Here is a 4,439-nt window from a genome sequence, read left to right as displayed (position 1 = left end):
CACGGAGACTCCCCCTCGGTCGACGGTGTGGGGGGTTGTCTGGTGTGACCGTCGAAGGGCGGAGCTGGTTGTACGGAGTTCACCGGATGTTGGCGCCGGGTTCACGGTGGGCGGGCGAGGCCCTCGATGTTGCGGGCGCCCGAGACCGCGACGCGGTCATCGCCGGGCCGCTTCTGCTCCTGGATACGGCATTCCACTGGGTCGTGTCCTGGCCGGTGCCAGCCGCCACGACTCCCCGTTGCTCGCCCCGACCCTGGACCGCCTGGACGACCTGGGGCCGTTACCCGACGACATCACCGTGCACCTGGACGCCGGCTACGACTCGGACAAGACCCGCACGCTGCTCAGCGAACGCGGCCTCCACGGCCGCATCGCGCACAAAGGCTTGGCACCGTACTTTCTGTGACATGACTGATCACGCGCTACGGCTGCTGTGGCAGGACCGTCGAACCTGGCCGAACTGGCCGCCTTCCCCTTCGACTTCGACCTGGACCGCGCCGCCCACGGCCATGTCGAGGAGGTCCGTCTCGCCTCGGGCGGGCCGCTGGAAACGGTTGCGGGGGACGATACCGGCGGTACGTACTTCGTATGCGCGGACGGCTCGGTGCTCTATGCCGACTCGGAGGGCGCCGCGGGGATCATCGGCTCCAGTGTCGACGAGACCCTGGAGCTCGTGATCGGCCTGCCCGGGTGGCGCGGCTACACACGTCTGTCGCCAGACGACGGCGAGGAGAAGATCCTGGCGTGTGTCGCGGAGACCGAGGACGAGATCCGTGAGTGCTACGGAATCGACAAGGAGCGGGCCGAGCTCCGTGCGGCGCTGGGCTTCTCGAAACGCGCCCCGGTCGAGCTGGTGGGCAGGCTGCGTCCGCTGCTGCGCACCGAGCCGGACTTCGTACTGCTCAATGCGGATGAGGGGTGCGCGTACGACCGGATAGGCCCGGCCGGTCCCCCGCTGTGGGAGCCGGTGCTCGCGGCGGGCCGCGCCGATCTCGCCCGGCTGCGGGAGGGCGACCAGACGGCATGGCATGAACTCACCGAGGACCCGGTGCGGCGCCGGATCACCCTGCGGGCCGCGCAGTTCGACCGCGCCGAGGGCGATCTGGAGCTACTGCGGCATCTGCTGCGGCACGAGACACGGTCATCGATGACGGACGAACTGCGGCTCGCGGCCGTGCTGGTGGGGCTGCGCGGGGACACCGGAGATCTGCCCCTGCTGCTTGAGGTCCGGGAGACGGACTTCGACACGATGTGCGGCCTGGGCAGTATGCCGGAACCGGGTGCGAGCACGGACGAGTTGCAACAGTGGGCGCGGGCGCTCGACGAGTCGATGTTCGGGACGGACCCGTCGGACGAGCCGGTCTCCACATGGACCGACCTGGCACGGGACCAAGGGATGACCGACCTCGCGCGGGTGACGCTGATCCGCGAACTCGACAACATCTTCATGGACCAGAGCAGACTCCGCCGCCCCGGGGCGCCCCGCACCCTGGCCACGGCTCCGCTGAGCGGGCTTGCCCAGGACTTCGAGGAACTCGGCGACCTTCCCCAGGCGCTGCGCGCCCAGCGCCTGTACGCCGCCCTTCAAGAGACGGCATGGGACCGGGCCTCGGCCCGGCACACCCTGGCCCGCCTGGAGCGGGAGGCGGGCCAGCTGCCGCGAGCGGCGGACAGCCTGGCCGCCGTACGCGACGCCCTGGCCACCCCGGGCGACGCCTCACTGCGCTACTGGCAGCAGGTCAACCTCGGCAGCTATATCGCCGAGGAGCACTACCGCCTCACCCTCGCCCTGGCAGACGCGGACCGCCCCGAGGAGACCCGTGCCCTCCTCACGGCCGCCGACGCCATACTCGGCGAGCTCTCGGAGAACGCCGCGAACGGCATCCGCGAGCTCGCCGAGCGGACCGCAGCGAGAGTGCGGGAGGTCAACTGAGGACGGGCACGGCGGGTGGTCCGCCAGCAAGTAGTGGGCGCGGCGGGCCAGGGAGCCGGCCTGTCCGGCAGCAAATGGTGTTCAGCAATGCGATCGAGCCGATCCAGGTAGATGATCGGACAGGGGTCGGGGAGGCTGTCAGCGCAGCTCGCAACGCAGGAGCACTTGGGCGATCGGCTCTCCGGTGGCTTCGGCGTAGGCCATACGTTCCTTCACCTCGCTGAGCGTGCTGGGCCGGTACCCAGGGCCACCACAGCAGCTCTTGTGGAACCGGATGCCCGCGTTGAGGAGCACCGAGAGGACCCGCCACCCGGCAGTGTCCCGCCTTCGGGGCGGCGCGAAGGCGGAACCGACGTGGATCAGCGACTCACGACACCGAGGGCAACGCCGCTCATGGTCGGAACAGGGCTCAGGGTAGGGCTGCTTGTACGAGGCCCGGCACGGTAGGCAGACGTATGAGGTTTTCGCGTGACCGGGCATGCGGCCAGAGTAGACCGGGCCCCCGGCCTGGCACGACGGATTTTCACGCTGTAAGCCCCGCGAAGAGCCGCGCTCAGCCCAGCCGGTAGGTGTCTTCGAGTTGCTGCCGGTCGGCCGGCAACAGGACGTCGGTGACTCCCCCTTGGCCGGCGCCAGGACTTAAGCCTATGCCTTGCTCGGCAGACGCGCCCAGACCCGCTCGGTGGCGTGGTCGAAGGGGACCGAGATAGACGAACACGCAGGTCAGGCGCTCAACTGGGCGTGAAAGAACGGCGATCCGCAAGCTCGGCGCCCGCGGCTCGCAAGAAACCGGGCAACCCGTACAACCCTCGCGCCCCGTGAGAGGTCTCTTGTTCGCCGGGCGGCGCTACCCGGCCCGACGAAATCCCGGGCCGCGCGCAGCGAACCGGCACCCCATTCACCTGGGGATGCCCCGCATCCCCGCATGCTGCAGGAGAATCCCGCATGCACAAGCGTTTCCGCATCACCCTGGCCACCGCGGCGGCAGCCGCCCTGACGAGCGGCCTGCTCACGGCTTCGGCGGTCAGCGCCGCAGCCGCGCCCAGTGGGCTCAAGGGCGACTTCAACGGTGACGGCGTCCGTGACGTCGTCGTCTCCGCCGCCCAGGCCACCGTCGGCGGCAAGCAGGGCGCCGGCCAGATAGTCGTCCTCTACGGCTCGACCGCCGGTGGCGTGTCCGCGGCCAAACGGACCACCATCAGCCAGAACTCCGCGGGCGTGCCCGGCACGGCCGAGACCAACGACCACTTCGGCGGTATGACTTCGGCCGGCGACTTCGACGGCGACGGCTACGCGGACGTCGCGGTCGGCGCCGCCCACGAGGACGTCGGCAGCGACACCGACGGCGGCGCCGTCACGATCCTGTGGGGCAGCGCCGCGGGCCTGTCCGCCGGTACGACCGTCGCCGATCCGGCGCCGACCAAGCACGACCGCTTCGGCCGCTCCATGGCCGCCGCCGACTACAACGGCGACAGCAAGGACGACTTGGCGATCGGCTCCTCCTCCGCGACCATCGACGTCCTCCGCGGCGGCTTCACCCGGTCCGGTACCACCGGCGGCCACTATTCCGTCACCCCGCCGATCATGAGCGGATCCGACACCGGCCCCATCTTCCTCACCCCGGGAGACGTCAACGGCGACCAGATCGCCGACCTGGTCGTCGACGGCTACGAAACCGACAGCGCGGACGGCTGGAACGCCAACTACTACGTCCGCGGCTCCGCTTCCGGGCTCACGGCCTCCGGTGCGGTCAAGCTCCCGGCCGGCATCATCACCGCCATCGGTGACCTCAACAGCGACACCTACGGCGACATCGTCATCGGCATGGCATGGGACGACGGCGAAATCCCCGGCGCCTCACGGGGCGGCAAGGTCAACGTGGTGAACGGATCCGCCTCCGGGCCGGGCTCCAGCGCCTCGTACACGATCTCGCAGGACACCACCGGCGTCCCCGGTTCCTCCGAGGCCAAGGACCAGTTCGGTGGCGAGCTGGCACTGGGCGACGTCAACGCCGACGGGCACCTCGACCTAGCCGTCGGCGCGTACGGCGAGTCCCTCAACGGCGTGCAGTACACCGGAGCCGTCACCCTCATCTACGGCACAGCCGACGGCCTGACCGGCACGGGCTCGCAGTTCTTCAGCCAGGACACCCCGGGAGTCCCGGGCTCCAACGAGAGCTCGGACAACTTCGGCAGTGACGTGCACCTCGCCGACCTCAACGGCGACGGCAAGGCCGACCTCACCGTCGGCGTTGCCGGTGAGAACACCGGCAACGGCTCGGTGACCTCCCTCGATTCGGACGGTGCGAAGATCGTCACCCCAGGGGCCACCGTGGTCTCCCCGTCCAACGTCGGCGTCTCCACCGATGCCTACCCGACGTTCGGCCACAACTTCGCGGGCTGACCACCACAGTCCCGAACCGGGGCCACGGGGGCCCGGCACCTGGACCGAGGCCGCTCGGACCGGCCCGAACCAGGACCCGCGCGTCCCCCGCCCTGTATACGGC

The 4,439-nt window shown here is 70.1% G+C and carries 3 protein-coding genes and 1 pseudogene; 3 read left to right on the top strand and 1 reads right to left on the bottom strand.

What is annotated here, in order from left to right:
* Positions 1-97: 97 nt before the first annotated feature.
* Both ACRDP3_RS22110 and ACRDP3_RS22105 read left to right on the top strand, forming a co-directional pair.
* Positions 98-385, top strand: a pseudogene (locus ACRDP3_RS22110) (transposase); the annotation flags it as partial.
* 48 nt (positions 386-433) lie between these two features.
* Positions 434-1,933, top strand: a complete 1,500-nt coding sequence (locus tag ACRDP3_RS22105; protein WP_431518735.1) for a hypothetical protein — start codon at positions 434-436, stop codon at positions 1,931-1,933.
* Between the two features lie 138 nt (positions 1,934-2,071).
* Here the strand turns inward: ACRDP3_RS22105 and ACRDP3_RS22100 are convergent, their stop codons facing one another.
* Complete coding sequence (locus ACRDP3_RS22100) at positions 2,072-2,413, bottom strand: deoxyxylulose-5-phosphate synthase (protein WP_431518734.1); 342 nt, start codon at positions 2,411-2,413, stop codon at positions 2,072-2,074.
* 465 nt (positions 2,414-2,878) lie between these two features.
* Here ACRDP3_RS22100 and ACRDP3_RS22095 point away from each other — a divergent pair, with 465 nt between their 5' ends.
* Positions 2,879-4,336 carry an FG-GAP repeat protein gene (locus ACRDP3_RS22095; RefSeq protein ID WP_431518733.1) on the top strand — a complete coding sequence of 486 codons (1,458 nt, stop codon included), beginning with the start codon at positions 2,879-2,881 and terminating at the stop codon, positions 4,334-4,336.
* Positions 4,337-4,439: the final 103 nt, after the last annotated feature.

Origin of the sequence: Streptomyces sp. (assembly GCF_050698815.1) — a bacterium.
Classification (GTDB): Bacteria; Actinomycetota; Actinomycetes; order Streptomycetales; family Streptomycetaceae; genus Streptomyces.
The sequence above is the reverse complement of the archived record's forward strand: the minus strand, read 5'-3'. Positions and strand labels throughout refer to the sequence as shown.

Excerpts from the sequence above, each read along its gene's own strand:
- ACRDP3_RS22100 (WP_431518734.1), bottom strand. The coding sequence starts at position 2,413 with ATGCCCGGTCACGCGAAAACCTCATACGTCTGCCTACCGTGCCGGGCC.
- ACRDP3_RS22095 (WP_431518733.1), top strand. The coding sequence starts at position 2,879 with ATGCACAAGCGTTTCCGCATCACCCTGGCCACCGCGGCGGCAGCCGCC.